Source organism: Streptomyces sp. NPDC092045, from assembly GCF_044756005.1.
GTDB lineage: Bacteria > Actinomycetota > Actinomycetes > Streptomycetales > Streptomycetaceae > Streptomyces.
Map to the genome: position 1 here is coordinate 1 of NZ_JBIVSC010000013.1, position 25,765 is coordinate 25,765.

Annotated in this window: 8 protein-coding genes and 2 pseudogenes; 5 read left to right on the top strand and 5 right to left on the bottom strand. The window is 75.8% G+C overall.

What is annotated here, in order from left to right:
- Positions 1–260, bottom strand: a pseudogene (locus ACIQKA_RS24800) (hypothetical protein); the annotation flags it as partial.
- A gap of 448 nt (positions 261–708) precedes the next feature.
- Between ACIQKA_RS24800 and ACIQKA_RS24805 the strand changes: the two are divergent.
- The 5 genes from ACIQKA_RS24805 (at position 709) to ACIQKA_RS24825 (ending at position 6,710) form a co-directional block, all read left to right on the top strand.
- Positions 709–2,958: an MMPL family transporter gene (locus ACIQKA_RS24805; protein ID WP_402542420.1), complete on the top strand. Its 2,250-nt coding sequence runs from the start codon at positions 709–711 to the stop codon at positions 2,956–2,958.
- Positions 2,959–3,287: 329 nt separating this feature from the next.
- The gene (locus ACIQKA_RS24810) at positions 3,288–3,956 is read left to right on the top strand and encodes a DUF4097 family beta strand repeat-containing protein (protein ID WP_383156886.1); all 669 of its coding nucleotides are present in this window, start codon (positions 3,288–3,290) and stop codon (positions 3,954–3,956) included.
- A gap of 32 nt (positions 3,957–3,988) precedes the next feature.
- Positions 3,989–4,951: an ATP-binding cassette domain-containing protein gene (locus ACIQKA_RS24815; RefSeq protein ID WP_383156884.1), complete on the top strand. Its 963-nt coding sequence runs from the start codon at positions 3,989–3,991 to the stop codon at positions 4,949–4,951.
- Positions 4,948–5,736: an ABC transporter permease gene (locus ACIQKA_RS24820; RefSeq protein ID WP_383156881.1), complete on the top strand. Its 789-nt coding sequence runs from the start codon at positions 4,948–4,950 to the stop codon at positions 5,734–5,736. The genes ACIQKA_RS24815 and ACIQKA_RS24820 overlap by 4 nt, the downstream gene beginning before the upstream one ends.
- Before the next feature lie 212 nt (positions 5,737–5,948).
- Positions 5,949–6,710, top strand: a complete 762-nt coding sequence (locus ACIQKA_RS24825; protein ID WP_383443609.1) for a thioesterase II family protein — start codon at positions 5,949–5,951, stop codon at positions 6,708–6,710.
- 138 nt (positions 6,711–6,848) lie between these two features.
- Here ACIQKA_RS24825 and ACIQKA_RS24830 read toward each other — a convergent pair whose 3' ends face one another.
- The 4 genes and pseudogenes from ACIQKA_RS24830 to ACIQKA_RS24845 form a co-directional block, all read right to left on the bottom strand.
- The gene (locus ACIQKA_RS24830) at positions 6,849–10,124 is read right to left on the bottom strand and encodes an AMP-binding protein (RefSeq protein ID WP_402542421.1); all 3,276 of its coding nucleotides are present in this window, start codon (positions 10,122–10,124) and stop codon (positions 6,849–6,851) included.
- Positions 10,125–10,158: 34 nt separating this feature from the next.
- A complete protein-coding gene (locus ACIQKA_RS24835) occupies positions 10,159–13,284 on the bottom strand; it encodes a type I polyketide synthase (protein ID WP_402542422.1) in 3,126 nt (1,041 codons plus the stop codon).
- 5 nt (positions 13,285–13,289) lie between these two features.
- Positions 13,290–19,982: a type I polyketide synthase gene (locus tag ACIQKA_RS24840; RefSeq protein ID WP_402542423.1), complete on the bottom strand. Its 6,693-nt coding sequence runs from the start codon at positions 19,980–19,982 to the stop codon at positions 13,290–13,292.
- A gap of 9 nt (positions 19,983–19,991) precedes the next feature.
- A pseudogene (locus tag ACIQKA_RS24845) lies at positions 19,992–25,679 on the bottom strand (SDR family NAD(P)-dependent oxidoreductase); the annotation flags it as partial.
- Positions 25,680–25,765 lie beyond the last annotated feature (86 nt).

Sequence of the window (25,765 nt, forward strand, 5' to 3'; positions counted from 1 at the left end):
TCATTCCCGAACGACGCCGTCTCCGACGTGAAACGATCCCCCGCAAGCTGCATACCATCACCCGAATCACCCGCAAAACGAATGATCACCCGGTCCAGGCGGCGTACTTCCTTGTCGCGCGCCCCTGTGGTGCCAGGGGCGGTGGTTTCCACGGACATGCGTGTGTCGGCTCCCGTCGGTGCTGGTCCGCGGGTGGAGACGGAGAACGTCGGCGGACAGGCGGTCGGTGCAAGGTCATCTGCCGCCCGGAGAGTAGGCACCGCCGATAGAGAGGCGCTCGCGCGGTCGTCCGGCGGGGTGAGGAATCCCTACTTCCGGGGGAGATTTTCGGCCATAAAAAACCGCTAGGTTGGTTTATTTTTTTCGGTCCCTCAAGGTTTGGGAGCCCGTCCGGCCGCCTGTCGCCCCGTCCGTTCGGGTGGCGGCGGCCGGACGCCCGGAGTCGATCGGGACTCGACCGGTCCTCCAGCGGGTCGCCTCACCCTGGCGACGTGCCGGTTCCCCGGGCCGGGTGCGCGCGGGCCTCTCCGTCGCGCGTTCCGGAGCGAGGGGCGGCGCGCGGGGCCAGGTCGGGTGGCACGTGGCTCCGCCATGCCCCAGGAGGGGTTCCGGGGTGGCGGAAAGACGTCGCGTCCACATAAAACCGTACGCGCGGTTTGTTAATCTTCCCGGGCTTGCTGCCACTGACCCGACGGGAGTCCCCCCACCATGGCAACGTTCCTCCACAGACTGGGACGCTTCGCGTTCCGAAGGCGCGGCCTGACAGTGCTGTTGTGGCTGCTGGTCTTCGTGGGCGGAGGGGTCGCGGCCTCCTCGGCCCCGCCGCCCCCGGCCGACACCTTCTCGATGCCCGGCACGGAGTCGCAGAAGGCCTTCGACCTGCTCAAGGAGAAGTTCCCGGCCGCCGGTGCCGAAGGGGCCAGCGCCCGGGTGGTGATCCGCGCGCCCGGGGGCCAGGATGTCTCCGGGCCGCGGCACAAGCCGGCGGTCTCCGGACTCGTCGCCGAGCTGAAGAAGGCCCCGGGGGTCGTCGGGGTCACCGATCCGTACCTGACCGGGGGCGTCAGCAAGGACGCCACCACCGCGTACGCGGTCGTCTCGTACAAGGTCCCCGGTCTCCAGCTCACCGAGGAGGAGCACGGGGCGCAGGCGAAGGCGTTCGAGAACGCCCGGGCCAAGGGCCTGACCGTCGAGGCGGGCGGTGACGCCGTCAAGATCGATACCGCGATGGGCGGCGCCGAGATCGTCGGCGTCCTCGTCTCCGCCGTGGTCCTGCTGGTCACCTTCGGCTCGCTGATCGCCGCCGGCATGCCCCTGCTGACCGCCCTCATCGGCGTCGGCGTCGGCATCAGCGGCATCACCGCGCTCGGCAGCACGTTCGGCCTGTCCACCAACACCTCGACGCTGGCCATGATGATCGGCCTCGCCGTCGGCATCGACTACGCCCTGTTCATCATCTCCCGCTACCGCTCCGAGATCGCCGAGGGCCACGAGCGCCGGGAGGCCGCCGGGCGCGCCGTCGGCACCGCCGGCTCGGCGGTCGTCTTCGCGGGCCTCACCGTCATCATCGCGCTCGCCGGCCTCGCCGTGGTGAACGTGCCCGTGCTCACCAAGATGGGCCTGTCCGCCGCGGGCACCGTGGCCGTCGCCGTGCTCGTCGCGGTCACCCTCGTCCCCGCCCTGCTCGGCTTCGCGCCGGTCAAGGTGCTGCGCCGCATCGACCGCAAGGCGGTCACGGGCAAGCCGCTCTCCGCCCGGCAGGAACGGAAGGCCGCCAAGGAGGCCGCCCGGACCGGGCCCAACCTGGGCACCCGCTGGGCCGGTTACGTGCTGCGCCACCCGGTGGCCGTCCTGCTCGTCGGCGTGGTCGGCCTCGGCACGGTCGCCGTGCCCGCCGCCGACCTGGAGCTGGGCCTGCCCGGCGAGGGCACCATGGCCACCGAGACCACCCAGCGCAAGGCGTACGACATGCTGTCGGAGTCGTTCGGCCCCGGCTTCAACGGACCGCTGATGATCACCGTGAGCGCCGAGGACGCCGCGGCCGCGGCGGGCGGCGTCGGGAGGGAGCTGGCCAAGGTCGACGGGGTCGTCTCCGTCTCGCCGGCCGTGCCCAACGCGGGGAACGACACCGCGATCCTGAACCTCGTGCCGAGCACCGGACCCAACGACCACGCCACCGAGGAGCTGGTCCGCACGATCCGCGCCGGGCTGGGCGGCGTCGAGGCCGCCACCGGCGCGAGCGAGGTGCTCGTCACCGGCCAGACCGCGGTGTTCATCGACTTCTCCAAGACGCTGGACGACGCCCTGGTGCCGTACCTCGCGCTCGTGGTCGGCCTGGCCTTCCTGCTCCTGGTGCTCGTCTTCCGGTCGGTCCTGGTCCCGCTCAAGGCCGCGCTCGGCTTCCTGCTGTCGGTCGGCGCGGCCCTCGGGGCCGTGGTCGCCGTCTTCCAGTGGGGCTGGCTCGCCGACGTGTTCGGCGTCAAGGAGGCCGGTCCGGTGATGAGCACGATGCCGATCATCATGATCGGCGTGGTGTTCGGCCTCGCGATGGACTACGAGGTGTTCCTGGTCAGCCGCATGCGCGAGGCGTACGTCCACGGGGCGGAGCCCGGCGAGGCGGTCGTCACCGGCTTCCGCCACGGCGGACGCGTGGTCGGCGCGGCCGCGATCATCATGATCAGCGTCTTCTCCGGCTTCATCACGGAGCAGAACGACCTGATCAAGATGATCGGCTTCGCCCTCGCGTCGGCCGTCCTCTTCGACGCGTTCGTGGTCCGCATGGCCATCGTCCCGGCCCTGTTCGCCCTGCTGGGCACCTCCGCCTGGTGGCTGCCGAAGTGGCTCGACCGGGTCCTGCCGAACCTGGACGTCGAGGGCGAGGGGCTGAGCGCCCGGCCGGCCGGCGGCGACCGGGCCGGGGTGCCGGGTCCCCGGCGCGAGCACGAGCCGGTGCACTGACCCGGCACGTCGGGCCGGCGCACCGATCGGGTGCACGGGTCCGGTGCACCGGACGGTCGGAGGGTCCCGGTCCCCCGCGGGCCCTCCGCCGTGTGCGCCCCGGGGCGGCCCGGGGCGGCCTCATAGCGTTCACCCTCAGTCCATTGCAATGAACAGGGCTGTGGTTGTTGCGTTAGCTTTGAGGTCGTCGCAATGATTTCACGCCAATCACCTGCGGTTTTACCGATAGTGCGCAACGAAGGTGTTGCCAGAGACGTGAACGCAACGTAGCTTTTCCAGTGTCAGAAACAACGAGGACACCGTCGGGAACGACTTCAGGAGCAGACACCATGCAGACCTTCCAGACCCCCGCGGCGATCACCGCCGTCGTCGAGATCCCCGCCGGTCACATCCGTCTCGTCGCCGCCGACCGCGCCGACACCACGGTCGAGGTCCGCCCGGCCGTCGCCTCCAGGAGCAAGGACGTGAAGGCGGCGGAGGAGACCACGGTCGCCTTCGCCGACGGTGTCCTGCGGATCGAGGCCCCCGAGGCCAAGAGCCTCCTCGGCTCCTCCGGCTCCGTCGAGGTCACCGTCCGGCTCCCGGCCGGCTCCCGCGTCGAGGCCAAGGCCGCCGCCGCGGACCTGCGGGGCACCGGCCGGCTCGGCGACGTCTCCTTCGACAGCGCCCAGGGCCCGGTCGAGCTCGACGAGGCCGCGAGCGTCCGCCTGACCCTCCAGGACGGCGACATCACCGTCGGCCGCCTGGACGGCTCCGCCGAACTCACCACCGCGCGGGGCGACCTGCGCATCGCCGAGGCCCTGGGCGGGCAGCTTGTCCTGGCCACCCAGTCCGGTTCCATCACCGTCGGCGCGGCCCCCGGGGTCTCCGCCACCCTCGACGCCGGCACCACCCACGGCCGGGTCTCCAACTCCCTCCGCAACGCCGAGGGCGCCGGGGCCGGCCTCACCATCCGCGCCACCACCGCCCACGGCGACATCACCGCCCACAGCAACTGACCGCGCCCCCACTCCCCGAGGAGCACACGCCCATGTCCGACCTGGCGATCGCGGCACACGGACTGCGCAAGTCGTACGGCGACAAGACCGTCCTCGACGGCGTCGACCTGACCGTTCCCACCGGTACCGTCTTCTCCCTGCTCGGACCGAACGGGGCCGGCAAGACGACCGTCGTGAAGATCCTGTCCACCCTGATCGGCCCCGACGGCGGCCAGGCCGTCGTCGGCGGCCACGACCTGGCCGCCGACGCGCAGAAGGTCCGCGCCGCGATCGGCGTCACGGGGCAGTTCTCCGCCGTCGACGGCCTGATCACGGGCGAGGAGAACATGCTCCTCATGGCCGACCTGCACCACCTGTCCAAGGAGGAGGGCCGCCGGGTCACCGCCGACCTCCTGGAGCGCTTCGACCTCGTGGAGGCCGCGAAGAAGCCGGCCTCCACCTACTCCGGCGGCATGAAGCGGCGCCTCGACATCGCCATGACCCTGGTCGGCAGCCCCAGGATCATCTTCCTCGACGAGCCCACCACCGGCCTCGACCCGCGCTCCCGCCACGACATGTGGCAGATCGTCCGCGAGCTCGTCGGCGGCGGCGTCACCGTCTTCCTCACCACCCAGTACCTGGAGGAGGCCGACCAGCTCGCCGACCGCATCGCCGTCCTCAACAACGGCAGGATCGCCGCCGAGGGCACCGCCGAGGAGCTCAAGCGGCTCATCCCCGGCGGGCACGTCCGCCTCCGCTTCACCGACCCCGTCGCCTACCGCAGCGCCGCCGACGCGCTGCGCGAGGCGGCCCGGGAGGAGGAGTCGCTGTCCCTCCAGATCCTGAGCGACGGCAGCCAGCGCGACCTGCGCGCCATCCTCGACCGGCTGGACTCCGCCGGCATCGAGGCCGACGAACTCACCGTCCACACCCCCGACCTCGACGACGTCTTCTTCGCCCTCACCGGCGCCGACGTCCCCGCCCAGGCGAACCAGCCGAAGGAGGCTGCCCGATGAGCTCCCTGTCCCTCGCCGTGCGCGACTCGACCACGATGCTGCGCCGCAACCTCCTGCACGCCCGGCGTTACCCGTCCCTCACGCTCAACCTGCTGCTCACGCCGATCATGCTGCTCCTGCTCTTCGTCTACATCTTCGGCGACGCGATGGGCTCGGGCCTCGGCGAGGGAGCGGGCCGCGACGCCTACATCGCGTACGTCGTCCCCGGCGTGCTGCTGATGACGATCGGCTCCACCCTGGTCGGCACCGCCGTGTCCGTCGCCACCGACATGAACGAGGGCATCATCGCCCGCTTCCGCACCATGGCCATCCACCGCGGGTCCGTGCTCTTCGGGCACGTCGCCGGCAGCGTGCTCCAGGCGGTCCTCGCCGTCGTCCTGGTCGGCGCGGTCGGCGTGGCCATCGGCTTCCGGTCCACGGACGCGAGCTTCGTCGAGTGGATCGCGGCGCTCGGCCTGCTCGCCCTGTTCGCCCTGGCGTTCACCTGGATCGCGGTCGGCATGGGCCTGGGCAGCCCGAACGCGGAGGCCGCCAGCAACAGCGCCACGCCGCTGATCCTGCTGCCGCTGATCTCCAGCGCCTTCGTGCCGATCGGGTCGATGCCGGGCTGGTTCCAGCCGATCGCCGAGTACCAGCCCTTCACCCCCGCCATCGAGACCCTCCGCGGCCTGCTCCTCGGCACCGAGATCGGCAACAACGGCTGGATCGCCGTCGCCTGGTGCCTGGCCCTGACCGCCCTCGGCTACCGCTGGTCCAAGTCCCAGTTCGACCGCGACCCGAAGTAGTCCCCCGGCGTCCGCCCCGCCCTCGACCGCCTCGCGAGCGCGCGTCGAGGGCGGGGCGCGATGCTCGGGTCGCGCGCTCCGGCACGGACGGGCCCGGACCCCCTCGGAGCGGCGAAACCGGCCGCCGGCGTCCCCATCCCCCCGGGGCACCGGCGGCCTTCGCCGTGTCCGGGCCGGGGAGGCCCGCTCCGCACAGACGAAGGGACACCAGGATGAACAGCACGTGGTTCCGGCGCTTCACCAGGACCGTGGGCGACGGCCCCCGGCTCGTGTGCTTCCCGCACGCCGGGGGCGCCGCGACGGCGTACGCCCGGCTCGCGCGGACGCTGCCCGCGGACCTGGACGTGGTGGCCGTGCAGTACCCCGGGCGCCAGGACCGGTACCGCGAGGAGCCGTTCACGGCCCTGGCCCCGCTCGTCGAGGCCGTGGCCGGGGAGCTGGCCCGGGGCGTCGCCGCCGAGCCGGACCGGCCGTACGCCCTGTTCGGCCACAGCATGGGCGCGCTCGTGGCCTTCGAGACGGCCCGGCTGCTCGCCCGCGACGGCGTCCCCGCCCCCGAGCGGCTGTTCCTGTCCGGGCGGGGCGCGCCGGAGACCCGGCCCAGCCCGTTCACCGGGACCTTCGACGACGCCGACGTCCTGGCGGAGGTGCGCCGGCTGAACGGCACCGCCCCGTCCATGCTCGACAACCCCGAGGTCCTGGAGATGGTGCTGCCGGCGCTGCGGGCCGACTACCGGGCCCTGAGCGCGTACCGCTGGGAGGGCGGCGAGCCGCTGCCCGTCCCGGTGACCGCGCTGATCGGGGACGGCGACCCGATGGTGCCGGTGGCGGACGCGGAGGCCTGGCGGGCCCACACGACCGGCGCGTTCGACCTGAAGGTCTTCACCGGCGGCCACTTCTACCTCGACGACCACCTCGCGGGGGTGGCCGGGGCCGTCACCGACGGGCTGCCCGCCCTCACGGGCCGCGCCTGACGGAGCCGGGTGCCACGGGAACGACGGAGGCCCGGCCGACGGGAGTCGGCCGGGCCTCCGCGTCTCCCGCGTTCCTGGGGCGTGTGTCGAAAGTCCCGCCCGCCCTCCGGGCAGACGGCCCTACTCTCGACACACGCCCTAGAGGACCGCGCCCTCCTTGGTGCGCCGCCGCAGGCTCGGGCGGCTGGAGCGGGTGAGGTCGTTCCACATGTCGGAGAGGCCGATGACCGTGCGGGCCGCGAAGAGCCTGCGGATCGTCACCTCCTGCTTGAGCTCCTGGCGGATCAGGCCGACGAGGCGGATCGCCCGCAGGGAGTTGCCGCCGAGGTCGAAGAAGTCCTGGTCGATGCCGACCCGGTCCAGTTCGAGGACCTCGGCGAAGGCGGCGGCGAGGGCCCGCTCGGTGTCGTTGCGCGGCGCCCTGTACGTCCCGTCCTCGAAGGCGGGTTCGGGCAGCGCGGCCCGGTCGGTCCGGCCGGCCGGCGTCTCCGGCAGGCGGTCGAGGACCGTGAACACCGACGGCACCAGGGACTCCGGGAGCAGGCCCGCGGCGAAGCGGCGCAGCTCGTCGGCGGACACCTCCCGGCCCGCCGCCGGGACGACGTACGCGACCGGGCGCTCCGTCCCGGTGCCGTCCCGCTTCACGGCCACGACGGCCCGCGCGAGCCCGTCGTGGGCGGACAGCAGCTCCTCGGCCTCGGTCAGTTCGACGCGGACGCCGCGGACGTCGGCCCGGGTGTCGGAGCGGCCCACGGGGTCGAGGCTGCCGTCGGTGTTCCAGCGGACCCGGTCCCCGGTGCGGTACATGACCGCGCCGGCCGGGCCGAAGGGGCAGGGCACGAACCGTTCGGCGGTCGCCGCGGGCCGCCCGGCGTAGCCGCGGGCCACGCCGTCGCCCGCCACGTACAGCTCTCCCGGGACGCCGGCGGGGACGGGCTCCAGGCCCGGCCCGAGGACGTACAGGGCGGTGTTGTCCAGCGGGCGGCCGACCGCGCCCGCCCGCTCGGCGGGCCGGTCGGGCGCGAGGCGGTGGCCCGCGGCGAACACGGCGGTCTCCGCCGACCCGTGGCCGTGGACGACCGTCAGTCCGGGGCAGGCCTCGCGGACCCGGCGCAGGGCCGCCGCCGGGACGCGGTCGCCGCCGGTGCGGACCTCGCGCAGGCCCGCGAGGGCCTCGGGACGTTCCGCCGCGACGGCCGAGAAGAGCCCGGCGGGCAGCCACACGGCGGTGATCCCGTGCGCGGCGCCCGCCGCGGCCAGGGCCTCGGCGCCGCGCACCTCCCCGGGGGCGACGACGAGGCGGCCGCCGTGCAGGAGCGTCGCCCACACGTCGAGGGCGAGGGCCTCGGAGGTGACGGGCGCGTGCCAGAGCACGGTGCCGGAACCGGACTCCCGCCACCGGCGGTCCAGGGCGAGGCGGCGCAGGTTGCGGTGGGTCAGCGCGGTCAGGGCGCCCGGGACGGAGCCGTGGGCGAGGGCGAGCAGGCCGTCGCGGTGGACGGTCGGGAGGGCGGGCCCGTCCGGGGCGCCGCCGGTGCCGGCGACGTGCTCGGCGCTTCCGGCACTCCCCGTACTCCCGGTGCTTTCGGTGTCCTCCGTACCGTCGGCGTGCTCGGCGAGCAGGTCGGGCAGGGCGGCCGTGGCGAGTCCCGGGGGCGCCGGCACGGCTCCGGTCCCGTCCGTGAGCAGGAGGCGGACCGGGGCGCCGGCGGTCGTGGCGGCGACGAGATCGGCCGGCCGGGCGGGGTCGAGCGGCAGGTAGGCGCCGCCGGCCTTCGCCACCGCGAGCAGGGCGGTGACCAGGTCGGCCGAGCGGGGCAGGGCCACCGCGACGACGGTCTCGGGGCCGGTGCCGCGCCGGCGCAGGGCGCGGGCCAGGCGGTCGGCGCGCGCGTCGAGTTCGCCGTACGAGAGGACGGTGTCCCCGTCGACGACGGCGACGGCCCCGGGGGCGCGCGCGGCCCGCCGGGCGAACAGCTCCGGGACCGTGAGGTCCGGGACCTCGGCGGCGGTGTCGTTCGGGGCGGTCAGGAGCTGCTCGCGCGCGGCGCCGGTCAGCGTCCGGAGGGTGCCGACCGGCCGGTCGGCGTCGGCGACCGCGGCCCGCACGTACGCGATCAGGGTCTCGCCGACGAGGCGCAGTTCCGCGCGGTGGTACAGGTTCGCGGGGGCGTCGAGGCGGATGAAGAGGTCGCTGTCGGGGCCGCCGTCGGTGTAGACGCCGATGGACAGCTCCTCGAAGGTGCCGGTGGTGGCGCCGGAGTAGCGGGCCGGGCTGTCGCCGAAGTGGAGCCGCTCCGCGAACTCCACGACGTTGACGACGGTGCCGAAGCTGCCCCGGCCGCTCAGGGCGGTGCCGGCGGCGCGCTGGATGTCGGAGTAGTGGCAGCCGGCGTGGTCGAAGATCTCGTACGTCTCGTCGGCGATGGCCTCGGCGACCTCGGCGAAGGTCGCGCCGAGCGGGACCCCGACGCGGACCGGGACCACGTTGACGGCGAGGCCGGGGGTCCGGGCGGCGACGCCGACGCGGTTGCCGACGGCCAGGGAGAGGAGGAACTCGGGGCGGTCGCAGGCGTGGCGGAAGTACACCGCGGCGGCGGCGGTGACCAGCTGCGACAGCCACACGCCCATGTCCCGGGCGGTCTCGGTCCAGGCGTCGGCCTCGGCGCGCGGGACGGTCAGGGTCCGGCTCACCATGCCGATGCTGCCGGCCACCTCGGACCAGCGGTCGGCGTCGCCCAGCGGTTCGGCGAGCGCGGCGCGCAGGGGTTCGGGGAGGTCGAGGCGCGGGATCTGCGCGGGCGGCGGGGCGTCGGCGAGGTAGCCGCGCCAGAAGGCGGAGTCCTCGGCGAACCTCTCGGAGGCGAGGTAGTCGAGGGCCTCGGCGGTGAAGGAACCGGCGTCCCACGGGTGCGCCGGTTCGGGGACCGGCTCGCCGCGGACCAGGGCCGTGTAGACCTCGGCGAGGCGCCGCGAGAGCAGGCCGCCGGCGCCGAAGCCGTCCGAGATCAGGTGGTGGTACGCGATCACCAGGAGGGAGCGGTCCGGCGCGAGGGTGACGACGCCGAGCCGGAACAGCAGGTCCCGTCCCAGGTCGAAGGGGCGGCGGACCAGGTCGGCGAGCGCGTCGCGGGCCGCCTGTCCGGGGTCGGGCTCGGCGCTGAGGTCGAGGTGGAAGGGCCGCCAGTCCCCCAGTTCGCGGGGGATGAGGCGCAGTTCGCCGCCGTCGTCGGAGAAGGTGACGCGCAGGACCTCCGCCTCCTCCATGACGTGCAGGAACGCGGCCTCCACGGCCGACGCGTCCAGCGCGCCGGCCACGTCCCACATGGTCAGCGCATGGTTCGGCGTGTCGGCCGCCATGCGCTGCGCCCGCCACATGCCTTTGTGCGCGGAAGACGCACCGAACGAACGCATACGGATCAACCTCTCAGTGAAGAATGCTCGGTGATCAACGCTTGGTGATCGAGGACACGATGTGCCCGGCGATCCGTCGCGGGGACGGGTGCCGCAGCACGAGGTTCGCCTTCAGGCCGAGGCCGGTGGAGGCCTTGAGGCGCTTGCTCAGTTCCACCGACAGCAGGGAGTCGAAGCCGATCTCCTTGAACTCCTGGTCGGGGTCGACGGCGTCGGCGGACGCGTGGCCGAGGACCACGGCGACCTTTTCGAGGACGTGGGCGAGGGCCAGTTCCCCCGCCTCCTCGGCGGGCAGCAGGGAGATCCGCTCCGCCAGCGGGACGTCCGGCTCCCCGGCCGGGGCCGGGGCCGGGAGCTCCCCGGGCGGCTGTGCGGCCGGCGCGGTCGGCGCGGAGTCCAGCCAGTACCGCCGCCGCTGGAAGGCGTACGTGGGCAGGTCGACCCGGCGGCGGACGGGGAACAGGGCCGGCCAGTCGACGGTCCCGCCGCGGGTGTGGAGCTGGGCGAGGGAGCCGAGCACGGTCTCCGCCTCGCCCCGGTCGCGGCGGCCCGAGGACAGGACGAGGGCGTCCTCGCCCTCCCCGAGGACCTCCTCGGCGGTCTCCTGGACGGGGACGGCGAGGACGGGGTGGGGGCTCATCTCGACGAAGACCCGGAAGCCGTCCTCGGCCAGCCGGCGCACGGAGGTCTCGAAGAGGACCTTCTCGCGCAGGTTCTCGTACCAGTAGGTCCCGTCGAGCCGCGCGGTGTCGATCGCCTCGCCGTGCAGGGTCGAGTAGAAGGGCAGGTCCGAGGTCTTCGGGCGGACGTCGGCGAGGGCGTCGAGGACGCGCTCGCGGACCCGGGCCACGTGGGGGGAGTGCGAGGCGTAGTCCACGGAGATGCGGCGGGCCCGGGAGCCGTCGGCCCGCATCTTCTCGACGAACTCGTCCAGGGCGTCCGGCTCTCCGGAGACGACGACGGAGCGGGGGCTGTTGACCACGGCGACGCCCACCCGGTCGCCCCAGGGGGCGAGGCGCTCCGCCACGGTGTCCGCGGACTCCGCGACCGAGGCCATCCCGCCGTACCCGATGAGGTCGACGAGGGCCTTGCTGCGCAGCGCCACGACCTTGGCGGCGTCCCGCAGGGACAGCGCGCCGCCCACGTACGCGGCGGCGATCTCGCCCTGGCTGTGGCCGATCACCGCGGAGGGCTCCACGCCCCAGGAGCGCCACAGGGCGGCCGTGGAGACCATCACCGCGAACAGGGCGGGCTGGACCACGTCCACCCGGTCCAGGCCCGGCGCCCCCCCGGCGCCGCGCACCACGTCGACCAGGTCCCAGTCGACCCACTCGGACAGGGCGGCCGCGCAGGCGTCGAGGCTGCGGGCGAAGACGGGGAAGGACGCGTACAGCTCCCGGCCCATGCCGGCCCACTGCGATCCCTGGCCGGGGAAGACGAAGGCGGTGGCGCCGGGCTTCCCGGCGGCGCCGCGCACCACGGCCGGGGACTCGGCGCCGCGGGCGAGCGCGTCCAGGCCGTCGAGCAGCGCGCCGCGGTCGCCGCCGAGGACCACCGCGCGGTGCTCGAAGTGCGTACGGCCCGAGGCCAGCGACCAGCCGACGGCGGCGGGGTCGGGGGCGGTGCCCGCGGCCACGGCGTCGCGCAGGCGGGCGGCCTGGCCTTCCAGGGCCGCCGGGGTCTTGGCGGAGAGGAGCCACGGCACGGGCGCGCCGGTGCCGGTCTCCGGGGCGGTGTCCTCGGCGGGCTCCTGCGGCGGGGCCTCCTCCAGGACGACGTGCGCGTTGGTGCCGCTGACGCCGAAGGAGGACACGCCCGCCCGCCGGGGTCCGTGCTCCCGGGTCCACTCGCGTCCCCGCGACAGGAGCTCGACGGCGCCGGAGGACCAGTCGACGTGCCGCGAGGGCGTGTCGGCGTGCAGGGTCCCGGGCAGGTGGCGGTGGCGGAGGGCCATGACGGTCTTGATGATCCCGGCGACGCCCGCGGCGGCCTGGGCGTGGCCCATGTTCGACTTCAGCGAGCCCAGCCACAGCGGCCGGTCCGCGGGCCGGTCCCTGCCGTACGCGGCCAGCAGGGCGCCGGCCTCGATGGGGTCGCCGAGCCTGGTGCCGGTGCCGTGGGCCTCGACCAGGTCCACGTCGGAGGCAGCGACCCCGGCGTCGGCCAGGGCCTTGCGGATCACCTTCTCCTGGGCGAGGCCGTTGGGGGCGGTCAGGCCGTTGCTGGCGCCGTCCTGGTTGACGGCGGAGCCCCGGACGAGGGCGAGGACCGGGTGGCCGTTGCGGCGGGCGTCGGAGAGCCGCTCCAGGAGCAGGACGCCGACGCCCTCGGCCCAGCCGGTGCCGTCGGCGCCGTCGGCGAAGGCCTTGCACCGGCCGTCGGGCGACAGGGCGCCCTGCCGGGCGAACTCCACGAAGGCGGCGGGCGTCGACATGACCAGCGCCCCGCCGGCCAGGGCGAGGGAGCACTCCCCCGCGCGCAGGGCCCGCACGGCCAGGTGCAGGGAGACCAGGGAGGAGGAGCAGGCCGTGTCCACGGACACCGCCGGGCCGGTCAGGCCGAGTTCGTACGCCACCCGGCCGGAGGCGACGCTGAGGGAGCTGCCGTACAGGAGGTAGCCCTCCAGGTCGCCGCGGCCCGACTCCAGGAACCGCCAGCCGTACTCGGTCGAGCTGATCCCGGCGAAGACGCCGACCTCGGAGCCCCGGACGTCGGCCGGGACGATCCCGGCCCGTTCGAAGGCCTCCCAGGAGGTCTCCAGGAGCAGCCGCTGCTGGGGGTCGGTGGCCAGCGCCTCGCGCGGGCTGATGCCGAAGAACTCGGCGTCGAAGCCGCCCGGGTCCGTCAGGAACCCGCCGTGGCGCACGTACGCGCCGCCGGTGGCGTCGGGGTCCGGGTCGTAGACGTCGCGCCATCCGCGGTCGGCGGGGAACTCCCCGACGACGTCGCGGCCCTCGCGGACGACGTCCCACAGCTCCTCGGGCGAGGACACGCCTCCCGGGTAGCGGCAGGCCATGGAGACCACGGCGATCGGCTCGTCGCGGCCGGCCCTGAGGGCGTCGTTCTCCCTGCGGAGCCGGTCGCGCTCCTCCAGGAGCGCGCGCAGCGCCCGCTGGACCCGGTCCGCGCCCTCCGCCGGGTGGTCCGCGGAGTTGGTCATGCCGTTCACCTCTTCTCCTCCAGGGCCAGGTCGAGCAGTGCGTCGAGGCCCAGGTCCGACAGTTCCCCCACGGGGTCGGCGGGGTCCGCCGCTCCCCCGCCCGGCGCGTCCGCCGCGTCCGTCCCGGCACCGGCCCGGGCCTTGGCGGCGCAGGCCAGGATCCGGTCGAGGAGACCGGCGTCGCGCAGGGCGTCGAGCGGGACGGTCCGCAGGACGTCCCTGATCCCGGCGTCCGTGTCCGCGTCCGGGGCCGTGCCCGCGGGAGCGGCCCCGGGCTCCGCCGGGCGCAGCAGCCCGGTGAGGTGGCCGCCCAGCTCGCGCGGGGTCGGGTAGCTGAAGACGAGCGTGGAGGCCAGGCGCAGGCCGGTGGCGGCCGACAGGCGGTTGCACAGCTCGACGGCGGTCAGCGAGTCGAAGCCGAGCTGGGTGAAGGCCTGATCGGCGTCGACGGCGGCGGCGGACGGGTGTCCGAGCACCACCGCGGCCTGTTCGCGCAGCCACTCCAGGACGGCTTCCGCCGCCTCGTGCGGCGGCAGGGCGGCGAGCCCGGCGAGCGGTCCGGCGGAGTTCGTGCCTCCTCCGGCCGTACGGTCGCGGCGGGGGCGGCCCCGGCCGACGAGCTCGCGCAGCACCGGGGGCACCTCGCCGGCGGGCCGGCCGCGCAGGGCGGCGAGGTCGAGGCGGGCGGGGATCAGGACCGGCCTGCCGGACGCGTGCGCCGCGTCGAACAGGGCCAGGGCCTCGGCGGTCGGCATGGGGCCGACGCCCGCACGGCGCAGCCGGGACAGGTCGGCCCGGTCCAGGTCGCCGGTCATGCCGCCGGTCTCCTCCCACCAGCCCCAGCACAGCGAGGAGCCGGGCAGGCCCTCGGCCGCGCGCCGGTCCGCCAGGGCGTCCAGGACGGCGTTGGCGGCGGCGTAGTTCGCCTGCCCGGCGGTGCCGAGCGTGCCGGCGAGGGCGGAGAACTGGACGAAGGCCGACAGCGGGCGGTCCCGGGTCAGTTCGTGCAGGTGGAGCGCGCCGCCCGCCTTGGCGGCCAGGGCGCGGTCCAGGTCCTCCGGGGTGAGCGACTCGACGGTGCCGTCGGCGAGCACGCCCGCCGCGTGCACGACCGCCGTCAGCGGACCGTCCGGGGGCGTCCGGGTGAGCAGTTCCGCCACGGCGGCCCGGTCGGAGACGTCGCAGGCCTCGACCCGGACGGTCGCGCCGGCCCGTTCGAGGTCGGCGACCAGCTCGGGGGCGCCGGCGGCCGACAGGCCCCGGCGGCCGGCCAGGAGCAGGCTGCGCACGCCGTGTTCGGCGACGAGGTGGCGGGCGACGGCGGAGCCCACGCCGCCGGTGCCGCCGGTGATCAGGACGGTGCCGCCGCCGAAGCCGCCGCCGACGTCGAGGACGAGCTTGCCGGTGTGGCGGCCCCGGCTCATGTCGCGGAAGACGGCGCGCGCGTCGCGGACGTCCCGTACGGACACCGGGTTCAGCCGCAGGTGCCCGTCGGCGAAGAGCCGCATGACCTCGCGGAACATGGCGCGGATCGCGTCGGGGCCCGCCTCGTAGAGGTCGAAGGCGCGGTAGGCGACCCCGGGGTGGTCGGCGGCGACCCGCCGGGGGTCGCGGACGTCGGTCTTGCCCATCTCGACGAAGCGTCCGCCGCCGGGCAGCAGTTCCAGCGAGGCGTCGACGAACTCGTGGGCGAGGGAGTTGAGCACGACATCCACGCCCCGGCCGCCGGTGGCGTCCAGGAACTTCCGCACGAAGTCCAGGTCGCGGGAGGAGGACAGGTGGGTGTCGTCCAGGCCGAGGGCGCGCAGGGCGGGCCACTTGGCCGGTCCGGCGGTGCCGTAGACCTCGGCCCCGGCGTACGCGGCGAGCTGCACGGCGGCCATGCCGACGCCGCCCGCCGCGGCGTGGACGAGGACCTTGTCCCCCTTCTCCAGCCTCGTCACGTGGAAGAGGGCGTGGTACGCGGTGAGGAAGGTGCTCGGCACGGACGCCGCCTCGGCGAAGGTCCAGCCGTCGGGGACGTGGGTGAGCAGCCGGTGGTCGGCGATCGCCGTGCGGCCGAAGGCGCCGGTGAAGATGCCGGTCACCCGGTCGCCGGGCGCGAGGTCCGTGACGTCGGCGGCGACTTCGAGGACCGTTCCGGCGCCCTCGCTGCCGAGGCCGGCGTCGATGGCGGTCCGGTCGATGAGTCCGAGGGCGAGGGTGACGTCGCGGAAGTTGAGCCCGGCGGCCCGGACGGCGATGCGGACCTGGCCGCTCTCCAGCGGGGCCTCGACCTCGGGGCAGGGGATCCAGGTCAGGTTCTCCAGGGTGCCCTTGTCGGGGATGCCGAGCCGGTGGGGGCCGGGGGCCGGCGGGTCGAGCCGCCGTTCCGCGGGCTCGGCCGGGACCATCCGGGGGGCCAGGAGCGTGCCGCCGCGCAGGGCGAGCTGGTCCTCGCCGAGGGCGAGCGCGTCGGCGAGGCGGGCCCGCGACGCCTCGTCGTCGTCGGTGTCGACCAGGCGGAACCTGCCGGGGTGCTCGTTCTGTGCGGACCGGAGCAGGCCCCAGACGGAGGCGCCGGGCAGGCTGCGCGCGCCCTCGCCGGGGGCAGTGGCCCGGGCGCGGCGGGTGAGCACGACCAGGGTGGCGCCGGCGAACCGCTCGGCGGCGAGGAAGCGCTGGAGGGCGGCCAGGACGTGGTGGGCCGCCGCGGCGACCTCGGCGAGGGGGTCGGTCCGCCCGGTCTGTTCGGTGAGGAAGTCGTCGAGGCACAGGACGAGGTGTTCCGGCGTCGCCGCTCCGGCGGTCGCGAGGGCCTCGGCGGCCTCCTCCAGGGAGGCGTGGCGCACGACGCCGGGGCCGCCGGCCCCCGCGAACCGCCCGGCCAGGCCGTCCGGGGTGCCGAGGACGGCGTACGGGGCGCGGGCGGCGGTCCGCCCGGTCGCGCCGGCCGGTCGCCAGGCGAGTTCGTACAGCGGCAGGTCCCGGCCGCCGCGGACCTGCTCGGCGGTGGCCGGACGGAAGGTCAGCCGGTCGATCCGGGCGACGGCGGCGCCCCGCTCGTCGGCGACGGTCACGGAGACGGCGCCCTCGCCGACCGGGGTGATCCGGGCCCGGGCGGTCGGGCCGCAGGGGCGGACCAGGTGGACCCCGGACCACGCGAAGGGCATCCAGCCCCGCTCGCCGGTCACTTCGACGATCCCGCCGGCCACCACCGCGTGGAGCACGGTGTCGAGCAGCGCGGGGTGCAGGCCGAAGCCCGGCCCGGCCGTGGCGGCGGCGGAGTCCTCGGGCAGCGTGGCGAGGGCGAGGAGCTCGTCCCCGTCGCGCCACACCTCGCGCAGTCCGCGGAACCCGGGGCCGTAGTCGAAGCCCCCGTCCGCCAGGGAGTCGTAGAGGCCGTCGAGCGGGAGCCGCACGGCGCCGGCGGGCGGCAGGGCGGTGAGCGGGCGGTCCGCCTGGGCGGTGTCGTCCGCCGCCTCCGGGAGCCCGGCGGTCAGGGTGCCCAGGACGTGCCGGGTCCAGCCGCCCGTGTCCGGGGCGTCGGGGCCGTCCGGGGCGGGGCGCGCGTAGACGTCCAGGGAGCGGCGCCCGCTCTCGTCGGCGGCGCCGGCGACGACCCGTATCTGCGTCTCGCCCCGCTCGGGCAGGATCAGGGGCGCTTCGAGGGAGAGTTCCTCGACGGCTCCGGCGCCGACGTGGGCGGCGACCGACAGGGCCAGGTCGAGGTGGGCGGTGGCGGGCACGACGGCCGCGCCGAACACGGTGTGGTCGGCGAGCCACTCGTGGGTGCGCAGGGACCACAGGTCGGTGAAGACCGTCTCGCCGGTGCCGGGGTGTTCGACGGCGGCGCCCAGCAGCGGGTGCCCGGCGGCGGAGAGGCCCGCCGAGGCCACGTCCGGGGAGCCGCCCGTGCCGGCGAGCAGGTCGAGCCAGTACCGCTGCCGCTGGAAGGCGTACGTGGGCAGGTCGACGCGGCGGCGGGGGCCGAACAGGGCCGGCCAGTCCACGGCGGCGCCGTGCGCGTGGAGTTCGGCCAGGGCGGCGGTCAGCGCCTCCGCCGGGCTCCGGTCGCGCCGGGAGGCGGACAGGACCAGGGCGCCGGTGACGTCCTGCGCGGCGAAGGACTCCTTGGCGATGCCCGTGAGGGTGGCGCCGGGACCGACTTCGAGGAAGGTGCCGGCGCCGGCGGCGCGGGCGCTCTCGACGGCCGCGTGGAAGCGGACGGGCTCGCGGACGTGGTCCACCCAGTGGCCGGCCGACGCCAGCTCCCGGTGCGTGGCCTCGCGGCCCAGCAGGGTCGAGACGACCGGGATCTCCGCCTCGCCCGCGCGCAGTCCGCGGATCGCCTCCGCGAACTCGGCGAGGACCGGCTCCATGAGCGGGGAGTGGAAGGCGTGGTCGACCGGGAGGAGCTTGGCGGGCCTTCGGTCGGCGACGAGCCGGTCGCGGATCGCGTGGACCTGCTCGCGCAGGCCCGACAGGACGAGCGACGCGGGGCCGTTGACCGCGGCGATGCCGACCCGGTCGTGCGGGGCGGTCAGTTCGGCCGCCTCGGCCTCGGTGAGGCGCACGGCGAGCATGGCGCCGGGTTCGCGCACCGTCTGCATGACGCGGCCCCGGGCGGCCACCAGGCGGGTGGCGCCGTCGAGGTCGAGGACCCCGGAGACGTGGGCGGCGGCGATCTCGCCGACGGAGTGGCCGACGAGGAGGTCCGGTCGCGGGCCGTACCGCGCGACGAGCCGGTACAGGGCGACCTGGAGGGCGAACAGCGCGGGCTGCGCGATGTCGGTGCGCTCGGGGTCGGCGGGTCCGCCGGCCAGGAGCAGCGGCTTGAGCGCGAAGGGCAGGTGGGCGTCGAAGTGGGCGCAGACCTCGTCGAGGGCCCGCGCGAAGACGGGGAACGCCTCGTACAGGGGGCCCGCGACGCCCGCCCACGGGGCGCCCTGGCCGGGGAAGAGGAAGGCGGTGCGGCCGGGCTCGCCCGCCGTGCCGCGGACGGCGGCGGGCGACTCCGCGCCCTCGGCCAGGGCGTCCAGGGCGGCGAGGAGGGTCTCCCGGTCGTGTCCGAGGACCACCGCGCGGTGGTCGAGGCGCGCCCGGCCGGTGGCCAGCGACCAGCCGATGTCGGCGGGGTCCGGGGCGCCGTCGGCGGCGGCGAACGCGCGGAGCCTCCCGGCCTGGGCGCGCAGCGCCTCGGCGGTGCGGGCGGACACGGTCCAGGGGACCGGTATGCCGGAGGTGCCGACCGTGCCCGGCGTGCCTGCCGTACCCGCCGTACCCGGCGTGTCGGCACCGGTGCCGTCGTGGTCCTCGGGTTCCGGAGCGGGGGCCTCCTCCAGGATCAGGTGCGCGTTGGTGCCGCTGGCGCCGAAGGAGGAGATCCCGGCGCGGCGGGGGCGGCCGGGGGCGGCGGGCCAGGGGCGGGGCTCGGTGAGGAGTTCGACCGCTCCGGCCGACCAGTCCACGTGGGTGGAGGGCCGGTCCACGTGCAGGGTCCGGGGCAGCTCGCCGTGCCGCATCGCCATGATCATCTTGATGATCCCGCCGACTCCGGCGGCGGCCTGGGTGTGGCCGATGTTCGACTTCAGCGAGCCCAGCCACAGCGGGCTGTCCGGCTCCCGGTCCTGCCCGTACGTGGCGAGCAGGGCCTGCGCCTCGATGGGGTCGCCCAGGGTGGTGCCGGTGCCGTGCGCCTCGACGGCGTCCACGTCCTCCGCCCGTACCTTCGCGTCGGCCAGGGCCGCGCGGATCACGCGCTGCTGCGCGGGGCCGTTGGGGGCGGTCAGGCCGTTGGAGGCGCCGTCCTGGTTGATCGCCGAGCCCCGGACCACGGCCCAGACGTCGTGGCCGTTGCGCCGGGCGTCGGAGAGGCGTTCCAGGACGAGCATGCCGACGCCCTCCGCGAAGCCGGTGCCGTCGGCGGCGTCGGCGAAGGCCTTGCAGCGGCCGTCGGCCGACAGGCCCCGGAGCCGGGACATCTCCCGCAGCACCTGGTGCGTGGCCATGACGGTGACGCCGCCGGCGAGGGCGAGCGAGGTCTCGCCCCGGCGCAGCGACTGCACGGCCTGGTGGACGGCGACGAGCGAGGAGGAGCAGGCGGTGTCGGTGGAGATCGCCGGGCCCTCCAGGCCGAGGGTGTACGCCACCCGGCCGGATGCCACGCTCAGCAGGGAGCCGGTCTGCGCGTATCCCGAGACGGCCTCGGAGGTGACGTGGTGGTTGCCGTAGCCGAAGTACGCGATGCCCGCGAAGACGCCGGTGGCGCTGCCGCGCAGGGCGTGCGGGTCGATCCCGGCCCGCTCCAGGGCCTCCCAGGAGGTCTCCAGGAGCAGCCGCTGCTGCGGGTCGGCGGAGAGCGCCTCGCGCGGGTTGATCCCGAAGAACTCGGCGTCGAAGTCGCCCGCGTCGTACAGGAAGCCGCCCGAGCGGGTGTAGCAGGTGTTCGGCCGGTCCGGGTCCGGGTCGTAGAGGGCCTCCAGGTCCCAGTCGCGGTCCGCCGGGAAGTCCGACACGGCGTCGGTGCCCGTCCGCACCAGGTCCCACAGGGCCTCCGGGGACGCCGCCCCGCCGGGGAACCGGCAGGCGACGCCCACCACGGCGATCGGTTCGCCGGCGGCGTCCGTCAGCTCCTTCAGGCGCTTGCGCGTCTCCAGGAGCTCGATGGAGGTCCGCTTGAGGTACGCGAGGACCTCGGCGTTGTCGTCTTTCGTCATCGCTCTCCCCTAGCCGAGCTCTTTGTCCAGGAGGGAGAGGAGCTCTCCCGCCGAGGCCGAACTGATCTGGTCGGCGATTCCGGCCGGGGCCCCGGCGGTCGCCATCGAGCGGACCCGGCCCTGCAATGCGGCGAGCAGGGCGGACACGGTGTCCTTGTCGTCGTCCGCGAGTTCGCGGAAGGCGTCCTCCAGGAGCGCGCCCAGGCCCTTGATCTCCCTGACGAGGTGGGCGGCCGGGGACGGCGGCGCGGTGGCGGCGGCCGGTGCGAGGCGCTCCCCGAGGAACCGCACGAGGGCGTTCGGGTTCGGGTGGTCGAACACGAGCGTGGCGGGCAGTTTCAGGCCGGTCGCCGCCGCGAGCTTGTTGCGCAGCTCCAGCGCGGTGAGCGAGTCGATCCCGAGCTTCTTGAAGGCCGTCTCCGGGCCGATCGCCGTGGTGTCGGGGTGGCCGAGGACGAGCGCGGTCCGGGTGCGGACGGCGTCGAGCAGCAGCGCCTCGGCGGCGGCCGGCGGCAGCGCGGCCACCCGCTCCGCGAGGCCGCCGTCCGAGGTCGGCGCGCCGTCGGGGGCGCCGGGCGCGGACGGGCCGGCCAGGCCGCGCAGCAGCGGCGATCCCATGGCGCCGTCGTCCCGGAGCGCGCCCGGCACGGACGGGTCGAGGCGGGTGGGCACCAGGACCGGGTCCGGCGCCGGCAGGGCCGCGTCGAAGAGCGCGAGGCCCTCCCGCGAGGACAGCGGCAGGACGCCCTGGCGCCGCAGGCGGACGACGTCGGCGTCGACGAGGCCGGCGCTCATCTCGCTGCGCTCGCCCCAGAAGCCCCAGCAGAGGGCGAGGGCGGGCAGCCCGGCGGCGTGCCGGGCCCGCGCGAGGCCGTCGAGGAAGGCGTTGGCCGCCGCGTAGTTGGCCTGTCCGGCGGTGCCGAGCACGCCGGCGACGGACGAGAAGAGCACGAACGCGGTCAGGTCCAGGTCGCGGGTCAGCTCGTGCAGGTGCCAGGCGCCGTGCGCCTTGGGCGCGAGCACGGCGTCCACGCGGTCCTCGGTGAGGGCCTCGACGACCCCGTCGTCGAGGACGGCCGCGCAGTGGACCACGGCGGTCAGCGGGTGCCCGGCGGGCACGGCGGCGAGCAGCGCGGCGACCGCGGCGCGGTCGCCGACGTCGCAGGCCGCGACGTCGACGCGGGCCCCCGCCGCCGTCAGCTCCTCGCGCAGGGCCGCGGCGGCTGGGGCCGCCGGGCCGCGCCGGCTGGTGAGGAGCAGGCTGCGGACGCCGTGGTGCGCCACGAGGTGCCGGGCGAGCATCGCCCCGAGGCCGGTGGTGCCACCGGTGATGAGGACGGTGCCGGTGCCGAACGCCGGTGCGTCCGGTGTCTCCACGGCCGTCTTCGCGGCCGTCTTCGCGGTGAGGTCGGCACGGGTCAGGCGGGGGACGGCGGCGTGTCCGGCGCGGACGCGGAGCTGGGCCTCGCCGGTGGCGGCGGCCGCCGGGACCAGGGCGAGGGAGGCGTCCCGGCCGTCGGTGTCCACGAGGACGAAGCGGCCGGGGTTCTCGGTCTGGGCGGTGCGGACGAAGCCCCAGACGGCGGCGGCCGCGGGGTCGGTGCGGTCCGACGGCCCGTCGGGGCAGGCGTTCCGCGTCACGAACACCAGCCGGGAGCCGGCGAAGCGGTCGTCGGCGAGCCATTCCCGGGTCCAGCGCAGGACGCGGTGGAGGTCGCGGCCGGTGGCGGCGAGGATATCCGCGTCCGTGCCCGCGCCCGCCTCCGTGTCCCCGGCCGCCTTCGTGCCCGCGCCCGCCTCCGTGTACCCGGTCGTCTCCGTGCCCGCGCCCGCCTCCGTGTACCCGGTCGTCTCCGTGCCCGCGCCCGCCTCCGTGCCCGTGGAGGCCACGGGGTCCACGGCGTCCAGGACGGCCACGACGACGGCGGGCGTCTCCGCGCCGGAGGCCGCGAGTTCGGCGGGGCCCGCCGGGCCGCCGGGCGCCCCGACGACGGCGTGGGGCAGGTCGCCGGCGGACGTCGGCACCGGCAGGGGGATCCACTCGGTCCGGAACAGCGCGTCGCGGTGGTCGAAGCCCAGCTCGGCCAGTTCGGCGGCGTCCACGGGCCGCAGCCCGAGCGAGGCGATCGAGCCGACGGGCGCGCCCGTCCGGTCGGCCAGGGTCACGGACACCGCGTCCTCCCCGGCGGGCGCGAGGCGCACGCGCAGCGCGGACGGCGCGGCCCGGTCCAGGCGCAGGCCCGTCCAGCGGTGCGGCAACCGGCCCCCGGCCGGAGGCGGTGCGGCCGGGAGGCCCCCGGCCGGAGGCAGCGCGGCCGGAAGGAACGCGGTCTGGAGCAGCGCCGGGTGGATCCGGAAGCCGCCCGCGACCCCTTCGTCCCCGGGCGGTTCCACCTCCGCGAAGAGGGTGCCGTCGCGGTCCCAGAGCCGGGTGAGGCCCCGGAACAGGGGCCCGTGGGCGAGGCCGAGGGCGGCGAGCCGGGCGTACGCGTCGTCGGCGGGGACCGGGGACGCGCCCGCCGGGGGCCAGGCCCGGAGGTCCCCGTCCGCCGGGGCCGGGGCGCCGGGGACGGGCCCGGCGGTGCCGACGGCGTTGCGGGTCCATCCCGTCTCGCCGTCGCCGCGCGAGTGCACGGTGATCCTCCGTCCGGCGTCGAGGACGACCCGGATCTCGCGGTCGGCCGTCCGGGAGAGGACCAGCGGGGTCTCCAGGGCGAGTTCCCCGACGATCTCGCAGCCCGCCCGGTCCGCCGCCCAGGCGGCGAGTTCGGCCAGGACCGCGGCCGGCACCAGGGCGGCGCCGTGGACCGCGTGCCCGGCGAGCCAGGGGTGGCGCTCCGGCGAGAGGCGACCGCCGGCCACGACCCCCCGGTGCCCGCCGTCCTCGGGCAGCTCGATCACGGTGTCGAGCAGCGGGTGGTCGGAGGTGCCCCGGGCGGTGGACTCGCCGGGGGCGTCGAGCCAGTACCGCCGGCGCCGGAAGGCGTACGTGGGCAGGTCGACCGGCGGGCCGCCGTACGCGGGCAGGGCCGCCCGCCAGGAGACCGGGAGGCCGGCGGTGAAGGCCTCGGCGGCGGACAGGAGGAGGCGGTCGAGCCCGCCCTCGTCGCGGCGCAGCGTGCCCAGGGCGAAGCCGGTGGCGCCGGGGACGGAGTCGTACAGCTCCTGGACGCTCATGGTGAGCAGGGGGTGCGGACCGACCTCGATGACGGCGGCGTGGGGCTCGGCCTCGGCGATGCGCCGCATGGCGGTGGCGAACCGGACCGGTTCGCGCAGGTTGCGGAACCAGTAGCCGGCGTCGAGTTCGGCGGGGTCGATCACCGCGCCGGTGACCGTGGAGTAGACCGTCACGGGCGAGGGCGCGGGGGCGATCGTGCCCAGGCCCTCCTTGAGGGGGGCCTCGAAGCGGTCCATCAGGGCGGAGTGGCCGGGGACGCTCGACTTGATCATCCGGGCGCGGGCGCCCTCGGCCTCGCAGGCCGCGACCAGTTCCCCGACCGCGTCGGTCTCGCCCGAGACGGTCGTGGAGCCGGGGCCGTTGACGGCGGCGACGCCGACCCGGCCGTTCCAGCGCGGCAGCAGCTCCCGTACGCGCTCCTCGGGCAGCAGGATCGCGGCCATGCTTCCCTCGCCGGCGGCGGAGGCCAGCAGCCGGGACCGCAGGGCGACGATCCTGGCGGCGTCCTCCAGGGTGAGGACGCCCGCGACGCAGGCGGCGGCGATCTCGCCCTGGGAGTGGCCGACGACCGCGTCCGGGGTGACGCCGAGGGAGCGCCAGACCTCGGCCAGCGACACCATGACGGCGAACAGCGCGGGCTGGACGACGTCGACGTCCTCCAGGTCGGCGGCCCCGGGGCCGCCGCAGACGGTCTCGACCAGCGGCCAGGGGATCCAGGGCTCCAGGGCGCGGGCGCAGGCGCGCAGCCGCTCGGCGAAGACCGGTGAGGTCGCGTAGAGCTCGCGGCCCATCGCGGTCCACTGGCCGCCCTGGCCGGGGAAGACGAGGACGGTGCGGCCCACCGGCCGGGCGGTTCCGGCGACGGTGGCGGGGGCGCCCTCGTCGCCGGAGGCCGCGGCGGCGAGACCGGCGAGGAGGGTCGCGCGGTCGGCGCCGACGACGACCCGGCGGTGGTCGAAGAGCGACCGGGTGTCCAGGAGCGCGCGGCCGACGCCCGCGGGCGAGAGGTCCGGGTCGGCGGCGACGGCGTCGGCCAGCCGCCGGGCCTGCTCGCGCAGGGCTTCGGCGGAACGGGCCGACAGGATCCAGGGGACGGGGGCGCCCGCGCCGCCGAGAGCGGCGCCCGCGTCGCCGTCGGTGCCGTCGGTGCCGTCGTGGTCCTCGGGTTCCGGAGCGGGGGCCTCCTCCAGGATCAGGTGCGCGTTGGTGCCGCTGATGCCGAAGGAGGAGATTCCGGCGCGGCGGGGGCGGCCGGGGTCGGCGGGCCAGGGGCGGGGCTCGGTGAGGAGTTCGACCGCTCCGGCCGACCAGTCCACGTGTTCCGACGGGCGGTCCACGTGCAGGGTCCGGGGCAGCTCGCCGTGCCGCATCGCCATGATCATCTTGATCATCCCGCCGACTCCGGCGGCGGCCTGGGTGTGGCCGATGTTCGACTTCAGCGAGCCCAGCCACAGGGGGCTGTCCGCGTCGCGGCCCTGTCCGTACGTGGCGAGCAGCGCCTCGGCCTCCAGCGGGTCGCCCAGCCGGGTGCCGGTGCCGTGGGCCTCCACGGCGTCGACGGCTCCGGCGGCGAGTCCGGCGTCGGCGAGGGCCGCGCGGATCACCCGCTGCTGGGCGAGCCCGTTGGGCGCGGTCAGGCCGTTGGAGGCGCCGTCCTGGTTGATCGCGGAGCCCCGGATCACGGCCCAGACGCGGTGGCCGTTGCGCCGGGCGTCCGAGAGCCGCTCCAGGACCAGGACGCCCGCGCCCTCGGAGAAGCCGGTGCCGTCGGCGGCGTCGGCGAAGGCCTTGCAGCGGCCGTCGGCCGACAGGCCGCGCTGCCGGGCGAGTTCCACGAACATGCCCGGGGTGGGCATGGCCGTCACGCCGCCGGCCAGGGCGAGCGCGCACTCGCCGGAGCGCAGGGACCGCACGGCCTGGTGGACGGCGACCAGGGAGGAGGAGCAGGCGGTGTCGGTGGAGACCGCCGGGCCCTCCAGGCCGAGGACGTACGCCACCCGGCCGGAGGCCACGCTGTTGTACAGGCCCGTCATGGCGAAGCCCTCGACCTCGCCGGCCGCGCCGCCGCCCATCCTGGGGCCGTAGTCGGTGGCGTAGAGGCCGGTGAAGACGCCGGTGGCCGAGCCCTTCAGGCCGGCCGGGTCGATGCCCGCCCGTTCCAGGGCCTCCCAGGAGGTCTCCAGCATCAGCCGCTGCTGCGGGTCCATGGCCAGGGCCTCGCGCGGGCTGATGCCGAAGAACGGCGCGTCGAACTCCGCGAGGCCGGACAGGAACCCGCCCGAGCGGGTGTACGTCCTGCCCGGCGCCCCGGGGTCCGGGTCGTAGAGGGCGTCCAGGTCCCAGCCCCGGTCCTCCGGGAACTCCCCCATGGCGTCCACGCCGTCGGAGACGATCCCCCACAGGTCCTCGGGGGACGCCACGCCGCCCGGGAAGCGGCATCCCACGCCCACGACCGCGACGGGCTCACGGGCGGCGTCCTCCAGCTCGCGCACGCGCTCGCGCAGCTCCCGCGCGTCGCCGACGGCGCGTCGCAAGTAGGACCGGAGCTTGTCGACATCCTCCACCAGGGCCTCCCCCAAACGATTGCTTCGAAGAACGGGTGCGG

Coding starts and splice junctions, on each gene's coding strand:
- ACIQKA_RS24805 (WP_402542420.1), top strand. CDS start 709: ATGGCAACGTTCCTCCACAGACTGGGACGCTTCGCGTTCCGAAGGCGC.
- ACIQKA_RS24810 (WP_383156886.1), top strand. CDS start 3,288: ATGCAGACCTTCCAGACCCCCGCGGCGATCACCGCCGTCGTCGAGATC.
- ACIQKA_RS24815 (WP_383156884.1), top strand. CDS start 3,989: ATGTCCGACCTGGCGATCGCGGCACACGGACTGCGCAAGTCGTACGGC.
- ACIQKA_RS24820 (WP_383156881.1), top strand. CDS start 4,948: ATGAGCTCCCTGTCCCTCGCCGTGCGCGACTCGACCACGATGCTGCGC.
- ACIQKA_RS24825 (WP_383443609.1), top strand. CDS start 5,949: ATGAACAGCACGTGGTTCCGGCGCTTCACCAGGACCGTGGGCGACGGC.
- ACIQKA_RS24830 (WP_402542421.1), bottom strand. CDS start 10,124: ATGCGTTCGTTCGGTGCGTCTTCCGCGCACAAAGGCATGTGGCGGGCG.
- ACIQKA_RS24835 (WP_402542422.1), bottom strand. CDS start 13,284: ATGACCAACTCCGCGGACCACCCGGCGGAGGGCGCGGACCGGGTCCAG.
- ACIQKA_RS24840 (WP_402542423.1), bottom strand. CDS start 19,982: ATGACGAAAGACGACAACGCCGAGGTCCTCGCGTACCTCAAGCGGACC.